At 33.7% G+C, this 17,254-nt stretch carries 14 protein-coding genes; 11 read left to right on the top strand and 3 right to left on the bottom strand.

The genetic code is table 11. From position 1 onward, the window contains the following. Window positions 1-458: 458 nt before the first annotated feature. From QZ659_RS02270 to QZ659_RS02260, 3 genes are all read left to right on the top strand, one after another. A complete protein-coding gene (locus QZ659_RS02270; RefSeq protein ID WP_291721278.1) occupies window positions 459-797 on the top strand; it encodes an HU family DNA-binding protein in 339 nt (112 codons plus the stop codon). Window positions 798-901: 104 nt separating this feature from the next. Then, the gene (locus QZ659_RS02265) at window positions 902-1,819 is read left to right on the top strand and encodes a tetratricopeptide repeat protein (RefSeq protein WP_291721275.1); all 918 of its coding nucleotides are present in this window, start codon (window positions 902-904) and stop codon (window positions 1,817-1,819) included. A 610-nt stretch (window positions 1,820-2,429) separates the two neighbouring features. Continuing rightward, window positions 2,430-3,995 carry an Rne/Rng family ribonuclease gene (locus QZ659_RS02260; protein ID WP_291721272.1) on the top strand — a complete coding sequence of 522 codons (1,566 nt, stop codon included), beginning with the start codon at window positions 2,430-2,432 and terminating at the stop codon, window positions 3,993-3,995. Window positions 3,996-4,231: 236 nt separating this feature from the next. On the opposite strand, the gene QZ659_RS02255 is transcribed toward QZ659_RS02260, so the two are convergent. Together QZ659_RS02255 and QZ659_RS02250 are read right to left on the bottom strand one after the other, a co-directional pair. Then, a complete protein-coding gene (locus tag QZ659_RS02255) occupies window positions 4,232-5,305 on the bottom strand; it encodes a M20/M25/M40 family metallo-hydrolase (protein ID WP_291721269.1) in 1,074 nt (357 codons plus the stop codon). 96 nt (window positions 5,306-5,401) lie between these two features. After that, window positions 5,402-5,869, bottom strand: coding sequence for a hypothetical protein (locus QZ659_RS02250; RefSeq protein ID WP_291721266.1), 468 nt, complete (start codon window positions 5,867-5,869; stop codon window positions 5,402-5,404). Window positions 5,870-6,063: 194 nt separating this feature from the next. Here QZ659_RS02250 and QZ659_RS02245 point away from each other — a divergent pair, with 194 nt between their 5' ends. Both QZ659_RS02245 and QZ659_RS02240 read left to right on the top strand, forming a co-directional pair. Next, window positions 6,064-6,555, top strand: coding sequence for an RNA polymerase sigma factor (locus QZ659_RS02245; protein ID WP_291721263.1), 492 nt, complete (start codon window positions 6,064-6,066; stop codon window positions 6,553-6,555). Between the two features lie 10 nt (window positions 6,556-6,565). After that, window positions 6,566-7,153 (top strand): hypothetical protein, encoded by a 588-nt coding sequence (locus QZ659_RS02240; RefSeq protein WP_291721261.1) that lies wholly within the window; start codon window positions 6,566-6,568, stop codon window positions 7,151-7,153. A 472-nt stretch (window positions 7,154-7,625) separates the two neighbouring features. Here QZ659_RS02240 and QZ659_RS02235 read toward each other — a convergent pair whose 3' ends face one another. Then, window positions 7,626-8,576, bottom strand: a complete 951-nt coding sequence (locus QZ659_RS02235; RefSeq protein ID WP_291721259.1) for a DMT family transporter — start codon at window positions 8,574-8,576, stop codon at window positions 7,626-7,628. A gap of 316 nt (window positions 8,577-8,892) precedes the next feature. Between QZ659_RS02235 and mfd the strand changes: the two genes are divergently transcribed. The 6 genes from mfd to QZ659_RS02205 all read left to right on the top strand — a co-directional run bounded on the left by mfd (window position 8,893) and on the right by QZ659_RS02205 (window position 17,238). After that, complete coding sequence (gene mfd, locus QZ659_RS02230; protein ID WP_291721256.1) at window positions 8,893-12,342, top strand: transcription-repair coupling factor; 3,450 nt, start codon at window positions 8,893-8,895, stop codon at window positions 12,340-12,342. Between the two features lie 64 nt (window positions 12,343-12,406). Then, window positions 12,407-13,444 (top strand): DUF4365 domain-containing protein, encoded by a 1,038-nt coding sequence (locus QZ659_RS02225; protein ID WP_291721253.1) that lies wholly within the window; start codon window positions 12,407-12,409, stop codon window positions 13,442-13,444. A 326-nt stretch (window positions 13,445-13,770) separates the two neighbouring features. Then, window positions 13,771-14,406, top strand: a complete 636-nt coding sequence (locus tag QZ659_RS02220; RefSeq protein WP_291721249.1) for an NAD(P)H-binding protein — start codon at window positions 13,771-13,773, stop codon at window positions 14,404-14,406. Window positions 14,407-14,572: 166 nt separating this feature from the next. After that, window positions 14,573-15,088 carry a hypothetical protein gene (locus tag QZ659_RS02215; RefSeq protein ID WP_291721247.1) on the top strand — a complete coding sequence of 172 codons (516 nt, stop codon included), beginning with the start codon at window positions 14,573-14,575 and terminating at the stop codon, window positions 15,086-15,088. Between the two features lie 358 nt (window positions 15,089-15,446). After that, window positions 15,447-16,436 (top strand): hypothetical protein, encoded by a 990-nt coding sequence (locus QZ659_RS02210; protein ID WP_291721243.1) that lies wholly within the window; start codon window positions 15,447-15,449, stop codon window positions 16,434-16,436. Between the two features lie 148 nt (window positions 16,437-16,584). Continuing rightward, window positions 16,585-17,238: a hypothetical protein gene (locus tag QZ659_RS02205; RefSeq protein WP_291721240.1), complete on the top strand. Its 654-nt coding sequence runs from the start codon at window positions 16,585-16,587 to the stop codon at window positions 17,236-17,238. The last annotated feature ends 16 nt before the right edge of the window (window positions 17,239-17,254 follow it).

Below are 17,254 nucleotides of genomic sequence, written 5' to 3'. Positions count from 1 at the left end.
ATATTGTTAATTGATTCATTTTCAGTAATTTAGTATCCAAATCAGTATTTGGAACACTGGAAAGTCATTTTTGTATGCCAATAGCTTGAAAATTAGATAAAATATAGATTTTAATACAATTTTACTTGCTAAATACAAATTACAAAAGTACCTTTGCACTCCCAAATAGTTGTACAACAATCTGACAATGAAGAGATTAGTTTGCTTAATCAAACTTATTGAACATCGTTTTAGCTGTTTTATTCTGATTTGGAAAACAAATAAGTAATAAAATTAGGAAAAGCAACATATTTGCAAACCTATATTTTGTATAAGAATCAATAAGGAAAATTTACACACACGACTTTGATTTTTATCAACTCTAATTATTGAATTTTATTTTTTGATAATTTGATAAGAACAATCAGACTTATCAAAGCATTTAAAATTCATTCTTTTAACCCAAAAAAATAACCACAGTGACTAAAGCAGATCTTATTGCAGAAATTGCTAATCGCACAGAAAAAGATAAATTCGATGTACAAGACATCGTAGAAGAATTTTTTAATGTTGTAAAAGATAACATGGCAGACGGCGAAAATATTTATGTTCGTGGCTTTGGAAGTTTTGTCAATAAAAAAAGAGCTAGAAAAGTAGCTCGTGATATTGCAGCTAAAAAACCAATGGTCATTGAGCCTCATTTTGTGCCTAGTTTCAAGCCAGCCAAAACATTTGTTGAAGCAGTCAAGACAAGTGAAAAATTGCTTGCTGAAGTAGAGTTGGAAGAGTCGGACAGAAAATTGACAGCAACAGCCTAGTTAGGTAAAACGTATTTGTACCTTTAAAAACTTCTGTAAAGACGCTTGTTCTACGACAAATTTGCTTTACAGAAGTTTTCTTATTTCTCTCAACTGACAAAACCATGCAAATCAAGCAATATTCACTTATCGCAGTAGGAATTGGATTAGCTGTTCTTTTAGCATTTCTACCAAAAGGAGTAGTAAAAAATGATACTGAGAAATCTTCTAAAACAGATGAAAGCGTCGTAACGGCTTCTTCGTCTCTCAATCAAGAAGATGACTTACCAGAAGGACATAGCGAAGACGACGGACACGACCACGGAACTGAAGAAGAAACTCAAAATGCAACTACACAGCACTTGATGAATGTTTCAGAAGAAGATAAAGAAGCATTGAGCGCAGCTCGTAATCTTTATTTTGAGGTGGCTTCAAAGACAAATGCAACACACAATGAAGAACACCAAGCCTTAGAGAACTTTGTTGAGAATTTGAAGAAAATTAGTCTTTTTGATAGTGCAGCATATTATTTAGCACTAGAAGCTGATGAAAATCCGACATTGGGACACAATTTAGCAGCAGCAGAAGCATATTATGAAGCCTCTGTTTTTGCTATTGACCCAAAGAAAGCAAGTGCTGCGTCTGCCAAAGCACAAAAGTATTATGAAATGGTTTTGAAACAAGACCCAAAAAATACAGATGCAAAGGCTCAACTTGCTATGACATATATAACAACGACAAATCCGATGCAAGGAATTGCTATGCTTAGAGAAATATTGGAACAAGACCCTAATCATATTAAGGCAACTGAAAACTTGGGTTTACTTTCAGTTCAGTCAAGACAATTCGATAAGGCTGTTGTTCGTTTTGAAAAACTGGTGCAGCTTATACCAGAAGATGTTTCTGCACATCTATACCTTGGTTATAGCTACAAAGAAACTGGAGCAAAAGAAAAGGCTAGAAAAGAATTAGAGTTTGTATTTGATAATGCAACTGACCCAGCATTGAAAGAAGCTGCCAAAGAGTACTTGAAAGGGCTTTAAATTAGGAATAAAGCTGCCAAAATTTGCAAAACGCAATTTTTTTGATTAATAGTATGATTTTTGTGCTATTTATAGTATCTTTGCCAAAATTAGGTGTATAGTGGCACAAAATGGGAAATGTCTAATTTCTAGTAGTTTTTTGAGTATCATTTTCTAAATGTATTTATCTCAAAATATGCACCTTATACTGATTTAGTTTTTATACAAGAATTTATAAAAGTAAAAATCTGAATCAATCTTATATTTTATTTGACTTATATAATAAATGAAATACGTAATTTTCTATTACAATCATTTATTATTAATCATATTTCAAAATTATTTTAATCATTTTAAATTTATAATATTATGCCTTGCGGAAAAAAACGTAAAAGACACAAGATTGCTACTCACAAACGTAAAAAACGTCTTCGTAAAAATCGTCATAAGAAAAAATAATTGACACTCTCTACAAAAGCAGACACATTTATTTATCAGTTTTTTCTGAAAATAGAGGTTTCTGCTTTTGGTGTAGAAAAGCGTTTATATACAAACGTAGCAAAGAATCTTCCTAACCAAATTAAAGCGCAGGTTAGTTTAGATAAATTATTCAACTAATCGAATTACGAATGTGAGTAACGAATTAGTAATCAATGCCACTCCAGAAGGGGGGCGAATTGCGCTTTTGCAGGATAGAAACTTAGTAGAGTTTCATCACGATGAGGGAAATCATCAGTTCTCAGTAGGAGATATGTATTTAGGAACAGTAAGACGTATTGTTCCAGGCATGAATGCAGCTTTTATAGACATTGGCTATGAAAAAGATGCATTTTTGCATTATTTGGACTTAGGACCAAATGTAAGTTCTTTGATAAAATATACGAAGCAAGTACGTAGTAATCATCACAAAAACGGACAACAAGACTACAAGCTCAATAATTTCAAGTTGGAAAAACCAATAGATAAGCTCGGTAAGATGGGCGATGTCTTGAAACCAAACCAACTTGTATTGGTACAAGTAGTCAAAGAACCTATTTCAACAAAAGGACCTCGTCTTTCTTGCCAACTTTCTTTGGCTGGAAGATATTTAGTATTAGTTCCTTTTGATGAGCGTGTTCTTATTTCTCGTAAAATTACTAGCAAAACCGAACGCCGTCGTCTTCAACGACTTATAGATTCTATAAAACCTGAAGGCTTTGGAGTTATTGTCAGAACAGTGGCAGAAGGAAAAGATGTAGAGGAGCTTGATAGAGACATGAGTACTCTTTCTGATAAGTGGCGTGGAGGAATGGCAAATTTAGCAAAAGCTAAACCAAGAGATAAAGTAATTGGAGAAATTAGTAAGGCAACTTCTATGCTCAGAGACCTCTTAAATGAGAGTTTTGATAGCATTACAGTCGATGATGCAACCACTTACGATACCATAAAAGAATATATTCACAAAATTGCGCCAGAAAAAGAACGCATTGTAAAGATGTATAATGGAAGAGGCAAAATTTTTGAAACTTTTGGTATAGAAAGACAGCTAAAATTATTGTTTGGAAAAACAGTTAGTTTGCCAAGTGGTGGGTATTTAGTTATCGAACACACAGAAGCTCTGCACGTTGTAGATGTAAATAGTGGTAACAAATCGTCTTCAGAAAACGACCAAGAAACTACTGCACTTAAAGTCAATATGGAAGCAGGTTCGGAAATTGCACGACAACTGCAACTCCGTGATATGGGAGGAATTATTGTGATTGACTTTATAGATATGCGAAAAATGGAGAATCGTCGTGCCTTGTATGACCACATGAAAAAGGTAATGCAGACCGACCGTTCGAAGTTTACTATTTTACCACTCTCAAAGTTTGGGTTGATGCAAATTACACGTCAGCGTGTGCGTCCTGAACTTAACATCGCAACTAGAGAAATTTGTCCAGCTTGTAATGGTACAGGCAAAATTTCGGCATCCATTGGAGTAGCTGAAGCAATTACGCACAAGCTAGACTATATTTTAGGTAAACAAAATGAAAAGAAGATTACGATTGCCTTGCATCCGTATTTATATGCTTATTTCACAGCAGGATTTATTTCATTGCGTATGAAATGGTTTTTTAAATATTATAAATGGGTAACATTAGTCAAGGATTCTTCTTTAGCTCTCACACAGCATCATTTTTATAATGCCAATGGAGAAGAAATAGAGATGGGATAAACCTATCATAATAAAAAATCAATCATAAAGTTGATTGTTTGCAAATATTCAATCACTTTTACTTATAAAATAAAGACAGAAATCTGTCGCCTACTTAGAGAATTAAAAGACTTTACAAAAAAGAATATTTCCCTCTTTTTTCGTGCAAAAGCAGAAAAAACCTTAGCCAAAGGAACGGCTAAGGTTTTTTTGTGTCATAAAATGAAAACAATATTTTACTAAAGGATAGTCTGATATTATTTGATATATCTAAAATCTGTTCCACCTTTTAAACTAATAACACTTTGATAGATAAGGTCAATCACGGCATTGACATCATCTTTTGAAGCTGTTTCTACAGTAGTGTGCATATATTTTAATGGAATAGAAATAAGAGCAGAGGCTGTTCCTTTTCCAGAATACGCAAATGCATCCGTATCTGTGCCTGTTATGCGACTAGATGCCAAACGCTGAAACGGAATTTCATTTTTCTCTGCTGCTTTGACAATGTGTTTCAAAAGATTGTTCTGTACAGCTGGCGCATACGTTAAGACTGCCCCCTTTCCACTTTTAATATCACTTTGCTTGATTTTGTTGTACATTGGAGAATTTGTATCGTGGCAAACATCAGTTACAATAGCTACATCTGCCTCAATCGTACGAGAAATCATAGTTGCACCATTGAGTCCTACTTCTTCCTGTACAGCATTAACGATATACAAACCAAAATCTAGTTTGTCTTTGTTTTTATGAATTTTGCGAGCCACTTCTGCAATCATAAAACCTCCAATGCGATTATCCAAAGCTCTCCCTGTCCAGTATTTATCACCCAGTTCCATTAGCTCATCTTCGAAAGTAGCCACACAACCGACATGGATTCCCATTTCTTCTACTTCCTTTTTGCTTGTTGCTCCTACATCTAAGAAAATATTGTCTATCTCTGGCAATGTATCAGCTTTTCCACGCTCACGCACATGAATCGCAGGCCAACCAAAAACTCCTTTGACAATTCCTTTGTCTGTATAAATATTTACTCTCTTAGAAGGTGCAATAATAGCATCAGAACCACCGTTTTGCTTAACATAAATATATCCGTCATCAGTAACGTAATGAACTGTCCAGCCAATTTCATCAGCGTGCGCTTCAATCACAACTTTATACTTTGCTTCTGGATTGATGACTGCCACAGCTGTTCCATATACATCTGTAAAATAAGAATCTGTATAAGGTTTGATGTAGTCTAACCAAATTTGTTGTCCACTTTGTTCGTAGCCTGTTGGAGAAGAATTATTGAGGTATTTAAAGAGAAATTCACGGCTTTTTTTATTCATTTTACCCATTTGTTGAGATGTTTTATATATTTTTAGTTTTGATAATAACTACCAATATAGCAAATCTAATGACGATGAGAAAAGTTTTTCTACAAACTAATAATACAATCTTCTCTCTACTATCTTTTGAGTCTTGTTTTCCAAAATTGTAATATAAGCATAGCCAATAGCAAAAAGATGGCTAACTCCATAAATATATAAGAAGCCTATATAGCTAAAAATAGAATAGAAAACAGAATTGTAGGGCAAAATAATATACAAGGCATACCCAATTATACCCAATCCAATATATGCACCCACAGCCATCATGTATTTTTTACGCAAGAGACGTGTTTCAGTAGAGTAATTTCCAAAAACTACATTCAAAGCATTCATTGTAGGATTCCAAATTGCCAAAAAAGTCAGAGCCAAAATGGGTAATATAAAGGCAAAACCAAAGTCTTCTAAAGCAGTAATCTGAAAGGATAGGAAAGTCATTCCATAGCTACCTAAAAGAAGTACTAAAAACGTAACTTGAACAAATAAGTCAAGACGTAATACAGTTTTTTTATAGGGAGAAATCATAATGTCAAATTATTTTGAAGAAGTGTGTAAAAAGTGAATACAACTAGATAAACGGAAATAAAATACATAAGTTTCAATATTTTCAAAATAAATTGAAAGTTTGTAAAAAAATATTTTTTTGTTTGTCATACTCAATAGATACCATAAATTTGTAATTTTGAAGGAAACACCATTTTATCATTCCCCTATCTGTTTTGGAAAAAGACTTTGTAACATTTATTCAGAAACATCAAGGCATTGTCCATAAGGTCTGTCGCATGTATTGTGATTCTGAAGAAGATAGGCAAGATTTGTTTCAAGAGGTGTTGTTTCAGCTTTGGAAGTCATATCCTAAGTTTAGAGGCGATTCCAAAATTTCTACTTGGATGTATCGGATTGCACTCAATACAGCGATTGCTCGCCTTCGCAAAACCAAACGCCAACCCTCAGAGTTCTCTATTTCAGAAACAACATTGCAGTTTCCAGATATGCCACCAGATATAGAAAAAGAAGAACAACTCAAAAGTCTGCAAATAGCCATTCAGAAACTATCAAAGGTAGAAAAAGGTATCATCATGCTCTATTTAGAAGAAAAAAGCTATGATGAAATTGCTGAAATCATAGGAATTACCAAAACGAATGTAGGCGTAAAGATAAATCGCATTAAGAAAAAACTTAAAGAAACGATGCAGAAAATGCCTCAATAAAAAATATAAAATGGATATAGATAACTTAAAATCTACTTGGCAAGCACTTCAATCGGAGCAAGAGCCTATTCTCAAAGATGAACAGATTCGTAAACTTTTGAGAGGGAAGGCAACCGATTCGATTTCAAAAATAAAACGTAACATCTTGATTGAAGGAAGTCTAACTATTTTTGTAAGCCTGTTTTTTATGGCAAACAAAAGCTGGTTCTACTCACCTTATATCATGCCTTATTTGGGGGTTGTAATGTTGCTTGGTTTGGCATGGTATGCTTTTAAATACATTCAAATTAGAAAAATTGATTTACAAAAAAATCTAAAACAAGCACTTCAACAACTTATAACCACACTAGATTTATATCTAAAACTTTATTTGTACGGTTCGTTTTTCTTGGGAGCTTCTGCTGCTATTTTGCCTTTGTTTTGGAAAAATGTTTTGCAGGAGGCTAGTTTGAATGATGTTTTGCTCATTGGAAGCATAGGAATAGTATCAGCCCCAGTATATTATTTTTTTATAAAGTGGTATATCAAAAAACTATACGGAGATTATGTGGATGAACTAAAAGAAGAACTAAAAGAGCTAGAGGATTTAGATGAATAAGGCAAATAAAAAAACTCCTTTCTACTGAAAGGAGTTTTTTCTGTCCACTTACTTACTTTACTACTTAACTATCAGAAAATCTAGTTCTGTAACTTAAAAGATTAGTCTTCTGCTAAAAATGGGTAGATAAATCTACCTACAAACGACTTGTTACCTTACTACTAACTTTCTTAATCCTATGTTTCAAAAAAGTAAAAATACTGCTAAAATGCTTTCGATTTTTTAAGAAATCAATCAGTATTTTTGTGAAACAAATATCTTTTTTCTAATCTTCTATTAGAAACATTTACTTATCCTATATTCAATTCATCTGCCATTTTGATAGTATTATGTATTTTTTTAAAATAATTATATAAAATAGCCCTATTGGTCTTTAAAAGGCTATTTTATTTTTTTTCTAAAGGTGGTAATGGTTTTGTTTTTTTCATTTTGGTAAGGTTAATTTTTCATTTTGAAAAATTAATTTCAATATTTAAGATAATTGCTTTTCATCTTCTGTATCTATTTCTACTGTATTTTCCTGCTTATTTTTGAAAGTAACGTTCAAAATCACACCCAAAAGCATCAAACCAATTCCGATAGATACATAAATATTAAAAGTTTCTTGAAAAAATAGGAAGCCAAATCCTAGGGCATAAATAATTCCTGTATAGCTCACACTTGCAACTCTTGCAGCCTCTTCAATTTGGTAGGCTTTTGTCATATAAAGCTGTGCAATTTGTGTCAAGATTCCGATAAGCAAAAGGTAGAGCCATTCCCAACCCACAGGAGTTTTCCACTCATAAAAAATACAATACAAAATAGCGATTGGAAGTGTAACAAGAGGAAAATAAAGAATTACCATAAGAGGGTGTTCGGAAGTTTTGAGCTTTCTGATGCAGTTGTAGGCACATCCAGAAAGAAATGCAGCTACGATTCCCATAATAAAATAAAGTGTATCTACACGCTCATCAAAGCCTTTTACCATGGTTACGCCAACAAAGGAAATCAGAAAAAATAGCCATTGTAAAAGCACTAAACGCTCACCCAAAACAAGCCACGCAATAATTACTGTAAAAATAGGAGCTAGATAATGTAGCGTAATGGCAGATGCCAAAGGCATATTCTGAATAGTGGTAAAGAAGAGAAAAAGAGCTGTTCCTCCAAAAAGACCACGCAGAAAAAGCACTTTCTTGTTTGTTCCAAGTCCTTTCACTTTTTGCATTTGTAATCCTACAACACAAATAACAAAAGAAACTGCCGAACGAAAAAGTATGATTTCCATAGCAGGAATGTCATTGAGCAACTTAACAATCAGATTCATCAAAGCAAAGCAAAAGACAGCAAAAAGCATGTATAAAACCCCTTTTGTAAGTCCGAGTTTGGAGAGTAAATCATCTGTTTTAGAGGAGGGAGTAGGAGTGTCTAGTATAGGTTTTTTCAAAGATATTTTAAGTCAAAATGTAGCGACGAGGTTTGCCTAGTCTGTAATCGAATTAATTTCTTTGCAAAGGTACAGAAGCCTATACAAAGAGTAGGTGTAAATAACTAAAATTAAGGTTCACGTATTATTTTGTATCTACCTCAAAACCAAATAACTTTACAAGAGTTTAAAATGTAACTTATGCTTTAGCATCAAAAAAATATAAGGCAAAGAAGCAATGTCTGTTTCTTTGTTATTTCTATTCGAAAAAATATAAAAACCCTCGTTCACAGTTCTGACCTAAACGACGGTTAAGTTAAAAGTCCTACATTCAATTATGAACCAGCCAGAAACGCAAGAACAAACCGAAATACTCAAGCTCTCTCCAAAAGATTTTATCAAGAAATACCAAAAAGACGGAGTTCTTCTAACACTTTCCTCTAAGTTAGAACAAGAAAAAAAGCAATCAGAATCGGTGCGTTTTCATCTGAAAGGCTTACAAGGAAGTCAGGATGCTGTGGTGCTGGCTGCGATTTATAAAAACACACCTGCTATTTCTCATTTTGTTGTGATGGATGATGCCGAAGAGGCTGCCTATTTTTACAATGATATTCAACACCTTTTGGGAGAAACGCTTTCTAGTTCAACTCCAAAAGTTTTATTTTTTCCAACTTCCTATAAAAAGCCTTATAAATTTGAGAAAATAGACAATGCTAACGTTTTGCAGCGTTCGGAGATTCTGACAAGGCTTAATAATCATCATTCAGAAGAGAACGGACTTATCATTGTTACTTATCCTTCTGCACTCACAGAAAAAGTTATCAACAAACAAACTCTTGCAGCCAATACGTTTGTAGTAAAAGTAGGTGAGATTGTAGAGACAGATTTTGTAATAGAAATTTTGAACGAATACGGCTTTGTTAGAGAAGAATACGTCTATGAAGCTGGACAGTATTCTGTCAGAGGAGGAATTATTGATGTATTTTCGTATTCGAATGAATATCCTTTCAGAATAGAGTTTTTTGGAAATGAAGTAGAAAGTATCCGAACCTTTAATCCGACTGACCAACTTTCCATCGAAAAAGTAAATCGTGCTGTAGTTGTACCGAATGTAACTGAGAAAGTAGAGAAACAGACACGAGAAAACTTCTTAGAGTTTGTTCCGAAAAGAACACGTCTTTGGCTGAAAGATTATGCCCTTACAGTGGATGTAGTGGAGAAATATTTTGAAAGAGCAACAGAAGATTTTGATACCATTCTGCAAGTTTCGAATTATACACAAATCATTTCCGACCCAGAAGAACTGTTCATTACCAAAAAGGAATTTAAAAATCAGATAGAAAAATTTATTCAGTTAGAATTTGGTAGAAAATTCAGAAGAGTTACAGAAAAAACAAAAGACAACCATACTGTTTTTGAATTTGATGCCAAGCCACAACCAACATTCCACAAAAATCTTCAAAATTTAGTTTTTGACATTGAAGGCTACAACCAAAAAGGTTATCAGTGCATTATTGCTGCCGATTTGCCCAAGCAGATTGATAGAATGCACACCATTTTTGAGGAGAAAGGCGTAGGCGTACAGTTTTATGGATTAAACATCGGTTTGCGTGGTGGTTTTATTGATAATAATTTGAATATTGTTTGCTACACCGACCATCAAATTTTTGAGCGTTACCACAGATATAGCACTCAAGAACGCTTTACCAAATCAAAAGCACTTACTTTAAAAGAACTCAACACTTTGCAAGCAGGAGATTTTGTTACGCATATCGATTATGGAATTGGGCGTTTTGCAGGACTGGAAAAACTAGATGTAAATGGAAATGAGCAGGAAGCTGTTAGATTAATTTACAGAGACAACGATGTTTTGTATGTCAGTGTGCATTCGCTACATAAGATTTCGAAGCACTCTAGTCAAGAATCTGGTTCGCTTTCTCTTAGTAAACTCGGTTCGCAAGAATGGAGCAACAAGAAAAAGAAAGTCAAAAAACAGCTAAAAGACATAGGTACGGAACTGATAAAACTCTACGCCAAACGCCAAAATGTGCAGGGTTTTGCCTTTCCAAAGGACAATTATATGCAAGCCGAAGTCGAATCTTCATTTTTTTATCAAGACACGCCAGACCAAGCCACAGCCACGCAAGACGTAAAAGAAGACATGGAAAAACCTGTTCCGATGGATAGGCTGATATGTGGAGATGTCGGTTTTGGTAAGACAGAAATTGCCGTTCGTGCAGCATTTAAAGCCGTTTCGAATGGAAAACAAGTTGCCGTTTTAGTACCTACGACGGTTTTGGCAGCGCAGCATTACCGAACCTTTAATGAACGCTTAGGGAATTTTGGTGTCAATGTAGATTATATCAATCGTTTCAGAACAGCAAAAGAAGTTAGAGAAATTTTACAAAAACTCTCTGAAGGAAAAATCGATATTTTGGTAGGAACGCATAAAATTGTGGGGCAGAAAGTGAAGTTTAAAGATTTGGGACTTTTCATTGTCGATGAAGAACAGAAATTTGGTGTCAAGACCAAAGACCGAATCAAAGAAATGCGTGTCAATGTAGATTGTCTTACCCTTACGGCAACACCTATTCCAAGAACGTTGCAATTCTCACTTTTGGGAGCAAGAGATTTGTCTGTGATGCACACGCCACCACCCAACCGTCAGCCTGTAACAACGGAAGTTCACAACTTTAATGAAGCCTTAGTTAGAGATGCGATTAGTTATGAGCTACGACGAGGAGGACAAGTATTTTTTGTACACAACCGAGTGATTGATATTTATGAGGTTGCGGGGATTTTGACACGACTTGTACCTGATGCAAAAGTAGTGGTCGGACACGGACAGATGAAAAGCGACCAACTAGAAAAAACGATGATGAATTTCATCAATGGTGATGCTGATATTTTGGTTTCGACAAATATCATTGAATCTGGACTAGATATTCCGAACGCCAACACCATTATCATCAACAATTCTCATTTGATTGGACTTTCTGACCTTCACCAAATGCGTGGACGTGTGGGACGTTCCAACAAAAAAGCCTTTTGTTATTTGCTCATTCCTTCGGCTGCCACGCTTCCTGCCGATTCAAGAAAACGCCTTAAAGCCTTAGAAGAGTTTAACGAACTGGGCGATGGTTTCAAGATTGCGATGCGTGATTTGGATATTCGTGGAGCAGGAAATCTTTTGGGAGCAGAACAAAGTGGTTTTATCAATGATTTGGGATTAGATGCCTATCACAAACTTTTGGAAGAAGCTGTTGCCGAACTCAAAGAAGAAGAATTTAAGGAGCTTTTTCAAAATCCAAATGTTGCTTCTAAGCCTAGAGAACTCAATATTACCTGTTCGATAGAAACCGATTTAGAAATTCTGATACCAGAAAGTTATATTTCCAATATTTCCGAACGCCTCCAACTCTACATTCAAGCTGATAGCCTAAAAAATGAAGAGCAACTAGAAAAATTCAAAGAAAGCGTAAAAGACCGTTTCGGAACACCTCCAGACGACTTTGACAACCTCCTACAAGCTGTTCGTTTGCGTTGGCTTGCCGAAAAAATAGGCTTTGAAAAACTGATTATCAAAAACGAAAAAATACGTGGTTATTTTGTAGCCGACAGACCAGATTATTACCAGTCTGATGTATTTGGAAAGGTCTTGCAATACGTTCAGACACGCCCCAAACGCTGCAAACTCAAAGACAGCAAAAACCGTGTTATCTTTATTATGGAACAAGTCAAAACCCTTGAAGGTGTGATGAATGTTTTTAAGGGGATTTTGGAGTAGAGAAGAGTTTTTTATCGAAAAAATATTGTTCTATGATAATTAACTAAATTTTAATTAAAAAAATATGCTAAGGTTTAATTACAAGGAGAGGTCAGGAGTATTAAAGGCAGGTATGATATTTACTGAAGATATACAGTGGGTTTACAGAGACCAGCCTTTAGTGGATGTAGGAATAGATGCTTTAATTGAAGAAGCTATAAACGGAAACCCTACTGGTAAATTTCTTGCTGCTCAAATTAAGAGTGGAAAAGGTAATGTTCATGAAAAAGAAGATAGCTTTACCTATTATATAAGTCGTGTTCATCAAGGTTATTGGCTAAATCTAGCTATTCCAATAGTTATTATTCTCTATGTTCAAGAAGACAATTTAGTTTATTGGGAAATTATCAATAATAAAACTATAACTAAAACAAGTAGTAAGTGGAAAATTGAAATACCTAAAACTAAAGTCTTAGGTAAACATTCTATAACTGAATTAAGTAAAATTATACAAAGTGATATACAGAATGATTTTTTATCTCAATATATAAATAATGAAGTTTCTAAAGAAGAAATAGAGAGAATATCAAATGCAAGCGAAAATCTAAATATTCTCACTGAGATAATACTACAGATAACTAAAGTTATGAATAACATGAAAAAAGTCCTTGTTATAAATACGAATAGAATGAAATATTATACATCTAAAAAGTTATCTAACAAAAACAGAGAAGTCAAAAATTCTATGGCTGATGTATCACAAATAATGAACAAAAGCTCAAGGGAAATCAATACATTGATTAATAATTTTAGTAATAAATTTGCAGATACATTCATTGATTTTGAAAAAGTTATAATTATCTATCTATATGAGACTAAAGATTATACAAGTCTAGAAAACGTATATGACAGTATAAATAAATTAGATGATACAATAAGAATTTCTACCAAAACTTTGATAGCATTAAGAAGACAAGTATCAGCTTTCCCTACTGAATACCCAAATCTTGCAAATGCAAGAGGAAGAACAATAGACTCTTGTAATTCAATGATTGAAGAATTCAAAGTATCAAGTAAAATGTCAAACAAGCTATCTCAATGGTTATACGAAAAAATTTACTAAGTTATACTTCCCCCAGACATCACTCGCATCTTGTGAGTGGCTTGTATGTATTCGGCATCTTGCTGAGTTGAGCAGTTCTAAATTTCCACCTTTATTGGTATTTTAACGAAGTGCCACTAACAAAAAGCACTACCACAAACTTACTAAAACCTATTCTTTATATTGATTGTTGGTTACTGTAACGGCAAGCCGAAACAAAAAACCAACAATGGTAAAAGACCTCAAAAGTCTAAAAAACTGACCCTCTTCAAAAAAAACAAAACCATCCTTTCCAACAACGGTTGTTTTATTGTACACATTTTTTAAACTAAACCATACCAATAAATATGAAAGTATTAGTCATTGGAGCAAGTGGTAGAGTTGGTAACTCTCTCACAGAAAAACTTTTAGCCCAAGACCACCATGTAGTAGGAACAACACGAAAAGATGAAAAACTTTTTGAAGCCGAAAACTACTCTCAAATAGCATTAGATTTAAGCTCTTCGAAGTCAGATATGGAAAAACAGATTCCAAACGATGTAGAAGCTATATTTTTTGTATCTGGCTCTAGGGGAGAAGACCTTTTACAAACCGACTTGCACGGAGCTATCAAAACAATGGAAGTAGCTGAGAAGAAAAACATCAAGCGTTACATTATGCTCAGTACAGTCTTTGCAACAGATACTGATAAATGGGAACAACTACCAAAAGATATGATAGACTATTATGTTTCAAAGCATTATGCTGATAAGTGGCTGATGAAAAATACAAGTTTAGATTACACTATCTTGCAACCTAGTGCGCTCAAAGATGAAGAAGGAACTGGAAAGATAGAAGTGGATATTGAAAAGGCAGGTGAAAATCCTATCGAAGATGTTGCTGATACGCTTGTCGGATTATTGGATAACTACTCCACTTCCAACAAAGTAATTACAATGCAAAGTGGCAGTAAAAAAATCAAAGAAGCACTAGCAGAAGTATAAAAGACTTACAGAAAATTAGAATAAAAAACTTGGTATCAACTACCAAGTTTTTTTTGTTTTAGACTATAAAAAACAAAAAGGATTTACTATTTTTAGGCTTTATTTAAAATTATTCTAAATAAATATAATTTAGAAGCTAATTTTTTAAAATTTAATCAAGAAAACAATGGCAGGTAAAAATTCTTTTTCTCTCAAGGTAAGAGTTGTTCATAGGTATTTAGGCTTTTTTTTAGTTGGAATTATGAGTGTATATGCTCTTAGTGGAGTAGTTTTGATTTTTAGAAACACTGATATTTTTAAGCAAGAAGAACACTTTACAAAACAAATTAAACCAAATACTTCTTCAGAGGAGCTTGGAAAACTACTGGAAATAAGACGTTTCAAAGCTACTGAAGAAGACCAAAATAAAATCTATTTTAAAGAAGGAGTTTATGATAAAGAGAGTGGAGTTGCTGAATATACACTCAAAAAACTGCCTTTTTTATTAGATAAAATGACACATTTTCACGCTTCTAAATCTGGAGACCCATTATATTATTTCAACATTTTCTTTGGGGTAGCTCTTCTATTTTTCTCCTTCTCATCTTTTTTTATGTTTCTGCCCAAAACCAGTGTATTCAAAAAAGGACTATATTTTACTTTGGCTGGCGTGGTGCTTACCTTATTATTGCTTTTTATATAAAGGCATAATACTATTAGAATAAAATTTGATGGTGTTGTAAAAAGTATGATGGAGGATATTGGTTGTTGGTGGAGACACCAACAACGGCTTTTTTTTCGCCATTGGTGATGTCTCACCGACGATAATTTACACTCAATATCAAAATACAAATACTCATCATACTTTGTGTAACACCACCTACAAAAGTACCTGTGATAAGGGTTGTTATTTGCGCTTTTGAAAAAAAACAATTTTTTTTCCTCTTCAATGAGCTAGTTTGTACGTTGTTTTTTGTATGTAGCAGTGAAGGAAGTAATTAAATACAGATTGTTTTCATTCTATTTTTAAACACTACTACTCTAATCAAAATTCAATTATTATGAAAAGTTATTTTTTAATTGCACTATTGAGTATTGCATTTTCAATACAAGCAACTGCACAAAACAACACCATAGAACGCACTAAAGAACGTGCCAAGCAAAAAACAAACAATCGCATCGATAATAAAATCGACAACAAAATAGATGAAGGCTTAGATGCTATCGAAGGACTTTTCAAGCGTAAGAAGAAAAAGAAGAAAAAAAATGATGATGATGACAATATAGAAAATACGTCTGATAATTCTTCTTCAGAAAATCAAGAAAATGATGGAACGGAATTTCTAAATAAAATGCTTGGTGGAAGTGGAAATATAGAAGTAAAGTCTAGCTACAGCTTCAATTCTAATTTTACCATGCATACAGAAATGTATAAGAAAAATGGAAAGAAAGACGGCGATATGTTTATGCGTTATTACAATTCTGCTGACCCCAATTATATGGCGATGGAAATGTTAGAAGCTACATCAGAAGAAAAAACAGAAAAAATACACTCTAAGATTATTGTTGACGGTTCTCAGCAAGCTATGATTACGCTTATGGAAGAGAACAAACAAGCCGTAGCGATGAAGATTCCAAATGTTGAAAATTATGAGCAAGCACAAGACCAAGAGCAAAATGCAGAAGAGGCGATGAAAGGTGTCAAGATTACTCGTACAGGACGTACAAAGAATATTTTAGGCTACACTTGTTCTGAAACAATTATGGAAACTGACGATATGAAAGCTATTTCTTGGACAACCAAACAAGTACAACTCTCACAATTTAAAGCCTTTGCAGGGATGTTTCTTCAAAATAAAAAGGAAAAAAATCAGCTTATGGCAATCCCTATGGAGTTTACAATGGAAATAGAATCAACAGATAAAAAAACTGGCGAAAAAGTAAAAATGACTGTTACAGAAATCAATGAAAATCAAAACTCATCTATCAATATGAGTAACTATAAAGTCATGGATATGTCTGGACTTATGAAAGGTGGACAAAACAACTAAGTTACACATCATCAAATTTATCTATTTTTTCTGATAGAGTAGTTTGTATCAGAGTGGGCTTAGGTTTTGCCTTGGCTCACTTTTTTAAAACAAATACTCTTTAGGAATACTAATTTTACAAACTACCATTTATCACAAAAATAATCTCATGAAAACTCAAATCATAAACTTTTTTGTATTGGCACTCTTTATGGCTGCTTTTTCTTCTTGTAATCCTAAAAAAGCAATTGAAGACAAAATCAATGAAACCATAGCCGAAGAAGTAACAGGTGCAATGTTAGGCACAGACGTAGAAACTTCAAATATTAGCAATGCTGATAAAGCTACTGCCAAAATAGATGTAACTATGGATGGCAAAAAACTAGATTTTAAAGATGCAAAACCCATATTTAATATTGCCAATGATAGTAAAGACAAAGTTATTGTAGCCATCAATCTTGTACAAGAAAAAGACGGGCAACAGCATACTCTACAACTTGGTTTTAATGGGAAGAAGAGCATGTTAAAAGCACCAATGACTGCCAATTTTGAAGATACAAATAGCGATGAAAAAGTAGCTCCACTATTTAATCTTATGACAATTAGTGATGCAGGAATGAAAATAAGTGTTGTTAAGAAAGGAACTCTAAAAGTAGTCGAGTTTTCTGATGAAAAGGTAGTTCTTGAAATTGATGCAGAAGGTGGAGAAAATAATGTAGAAACACACGAAGGTAAAAATCTTGTCCCAATAAAAGGAACTATCGTTTGTGAAAACCCAATGATGACCTATATTGGCGTGAAGAAAGGCGAGATTTTTAATTAGAAGAAGTTTTATTAAG

The organism is Bernardetia sp. (genome assembly GCF_020630935.1).
Taxonomy (GTDB): Bacteria; Bacteroidota; Bacteroidia; order Cytophagales; family Bernardetiaceae; genus Bernardetia.
This window is presented reverse-complemented; position numbering and strand designations above follow the sequence as displayed.